This is a genomic window from Geobacillus sp. ZGt-1 (assembly GCF_001026865.1).
Taxonomy (GTDB): Bacteria; Bacillota; Bacilli; order Bacillales; family Anoxybacillaceae; genus Geobacillus; species Geobacillus thermoleovorans.
The window spans coordinates 95,976-99,440 of sequence record NZ_LDPD01000006.1; the positions used below are offsets into that span (position 1 = coordinate 95,976).

Consider the following 3,465-nt stretch of genomic DNA (forward strand, 5'->3'; position numbering starts at 1 on the left):
GCGGCTGCCAGTTGCAGCACCTGAGCTACGAAGGGCAGCTGAAGGCGAAAGAGAAGCAAGTGAAAGAAGTGCTCGCCCGCATCGGCAAGCTTGACGGCGTCACCGTCCATCCCGTCATCGGGATGAAGAACCCATGGCGCTACCGCAACAAGGCGCAAGTGCCCGTTGGCGAGCGCGAAGGGGGCTTGGTCGCGGGCTTTTACAAGGAGCGGACGCATGAAATCATCGATATGGACGCCTGCCTCATCCAGCAAGAGGCGAACGATGTCGTCGTCCAGGCCGTGAAGCGCATCGCCGAGCGCTATGGTATTCCCCCATACGACGAAGCTACGCACAAGGGCGTTCTTCGCCATATTGTCGCCCGCTACGGCGCGGCAACAGGCGAGGTGATGGTCGTTCTCGTCACCCGCACGGACCATCTGCCCCACGAACAGGACATTGTCCGTGACATCGTCCGCGCCATTCCGGGCGTGAAATCGATCGTGCAAAACGTCAACCCCGAGCGGACGAACGTCATTTTCGGCGCCAAAACGCGGGTGTTATGGGGAAGCGAGTTCATCACCGACCGCATCGGCGGCATCCAATTCGCCATCTCGGCCCGCTCGTTTTACCAAGTCAACCCCGAACAGACGAAAGTGCTGTATGACAAAGCGCTCGAATACGCGGAGCTGACCGGGCGGGAGACGGTGATCGACGCCTACTGCGGCATCGGCACGATCTCGCTCTTTTTGGCGCGTAAAGCGAAACACGTCTACGGCGTCGAAATCGTCCCCGAAGCGATCGAAGACGCCAAGCGCAACGCCAAACTCAACGGCATCCAAAACGTCACCTTCGAAGTCGGCGCCGCCGAAGACGTCATCCCGCGTTGGTACGAAGAAGGCATCCGCGCCGACTGCTTGGTCGTTGACCCGCCGCGCAAAGGCTGTGACGCCGCGCTGCTTGAGACGATCATCGCCATGAAACCGTCCCGCGTCGTCTACGTCTCGTGCAACCCGGCGACGCTCGCCCGCGACTTGCGCATCCTAGAAGACGGCGGCTACGAAACGATCGAAGTCCAGCCAGTGGACATGTTTCCGCACACGGCGCATGTGGAGTGTGTGGCGAAAATTCGGTTGAGATAAGACAACGGGCCGGTGGATCCGGCCTTGTTGTTTGCAGTCGAATTGGGCAAACGGCCATGACGACACGAATGACATGATAAAGATTTCATCCGCCTGCAAAACTGGGGGCTGGATGAGATCCATCCTATTGAGAATCCACAACACTTGCAAGTGTTCCTCGAACGGTTATGGTGAACGACTCCCGCTTCATGCAAAGCACAGTCGGAGTTTCTTTGCCCCAAATGTCACCCTCTGTCTTCCTGAGCGTCAACCGGCATAAAACGTATTTTTCTTCCCCTTTTTGTATCGAAAACCGTATATAATAGAGATTGGAAATCACAAGGAGGTACATAGAAGCCATGCTCACAGGCGAATTGCGCCATAAAGTCGATAAAATATGGGAAACGTTTTGGACAGGCGGGATAACAAATCCGTTGACGGTCATTGAACAGTTTACCTACTTATTGTTCATCAAAGGCTTGGATGAAGTCGAAACACAGCGCGAGCAGGAGGATGCGCTGCTCGGCATTGAATCGGAACGCATCTTTCCTCCCGATAAGCAACACTTGCGCTGGAGCAAATTCAAACATTTTGAAGCCGCCCATATGTACGATGTCGTGTCCAATGAAGTGTTTCCGTTCATCAAAAACTTGCACGGCAATCGGGAATCGGCCTATGCAAAATATATGGGCGACGCCATTTTCATGATCCCGACGCCGCAAATGCTCGTCAAAATCGTCGACGGCATTGACCGCATTCCGATGAAAGACCGCGATACGAAAGGCGATTTGTACGAGTATTTGTTATCGAAAATCGCCACCGCAGGCACGAACGGCCAATTCCGCACCCCGCGTCATATCATTCACATGATGGTCGAGCTGATGAAACCGACGCCGGAAGACATCATCGTCGACCCGGCGGCGGGGTCGGCGGGGTTTTTGGTGGCGGCGGGCNAATATTTGCGCAAACATCGCAGTGACTTATTTTTAGTGCAAAGTTTAAAAGAACATTTTAATAACCATATGTTCTACGGTTTTGATATGGACCGCACGATGCTGCGGATTGGCGCGATGAACATGATGCTCCATGGCATTGAAAATCCGAATATCGAATATCGCGACTCCTTGTCGGAACAAAACAAAGATAAGGACAAATACACCCTTATCCTTGCCAATCCGCCTTTTAAAGGTTCATTAGATTATGATGCAGTTTCAAATGATTTGTTAAAAGTTGTAAAGACAAAGAAAACCGAACTTTTATTTTTGGCATTATTCTTACGCATTTTAAAAACGGGCGGACGCTGTGCGTGCATCGTGCCGGACGGGGTATTGTTCGGCAGCTCGAAGGCGCATAAAGATATTCGCAAAGAAATCGTGGAAAATCATAAATTAGAAGCGATTATTTCGATGCCAAGCGGCGTATTTAAACCATACGCGGGCGTATCGACAGCGATTATGATTTTCACGAAAACGGGAGTCGGCGGTACGGATCAAGTATGGTTCTATGACATGAAAGCCGATGGATACTCATTGGACGACAAGCGCACCCCGATTGAAGAAAACGATATCCCGGACATCATTGCGCGCTTCCATAACCGTGAAGCGGAAAAAGAACGGAAGCGCACGGAGCAGTCGTTCTTCGTGCCGGTGGAAGAAATTCGTGAAAACGACTATGACCTTTCGATTAACAAGTATAAAGAGATTGAGTATGAAGAAGTGCAGTATGAAGCGCCGAGTGTGATACTTGAAAGAGTGGAAACGTTGGAAAAAGAGATTATGCAGGGATTACAAGAGTTGAAAGAAATGATAGGAAGGTAATGATTGAATGGAGTATGTAAAACTAAATGAATTATGTGAGATTAATATTGGGAAAACCCCTTCTAGATCAAATCAAGCATATTGGGGAAATGGAAACAAGTGGCTTTCAATTTCTGATATGCAAGGTAAATATGTATCTAACACGAAAGAACAGATTACTGATTTAGCTGTTAACGAGTGCAAAATGAAAATAGTGCCGAAAAATACTGTTTTAATGAGTTTTAAACTTTCTATAGGAAAAATAGCAATAACAACTGAAGAACTATATACAAATGAAGCAATTGCGTCTTTTCCTATCATTCAAAAGGATAAACTAATACCAGAATATTTGTATTATGCACTACAAACTCTTAAACTTGATAAACTATCAGACAGGGCTGTGAAAGGAGCTACGTTAAATAAAGATAAGTTGAATCAGATAAAAATACCACTTACTACGTTAGAACAACAGAAAAAAATAGTAAAAGTTTTAAATAAAGCCCAAGAACTCATCGACAAACGAAAAGCCCAAATTGAAGCGTTAGACCAGTTAACGCAAAGTGTGTTTT

Annotated in this window: 3 protein-coding genes and 1 pseudogene; all 4 read left to right on the top strand. The window is 48.4% G+C overall.

What is annotated here, in order from left to right; genetic code table 11:
* Window positions 1–1,121, top strand: a 1,121-nt coding sequence (gene rlmD, locus VU18_RS01445; RefSeq protein WP_047757555.1) for a 23S rRNA (uracil(1939)-C(5))-methyltransferase RlmD, incomplete at its 5' end; no start/stop codon positions are given.
* Between the two features lie 338 nt (window positions 1,122–1,459).
* The coding region (locus VU18_RS18705; protein ID WP_236687242.1) for an N-6 DNA methylase at window positions 1,460–2,053 on the top strand (594 nt) is incomplete at its 3' end.
* A gap of 1 nt (window position 2,054) precedes the next feature.
* A pseudogene (locus tag VU18_RS18710) lies at window positions 2,055–2,917 on the top strand (class I SAM-dependent DNA methyltransferase); the annotation flags it as partial.
* Window positions 2,918–2,924: 7 nt separating this feature from the next.
* On the top strand, window positions 2,925–3,465 hold a 541-nt coding region (locus VU18_RS01455; protein WP_047757525.1), incomplete at its 3' end, for a restriction endonuclease subunit S.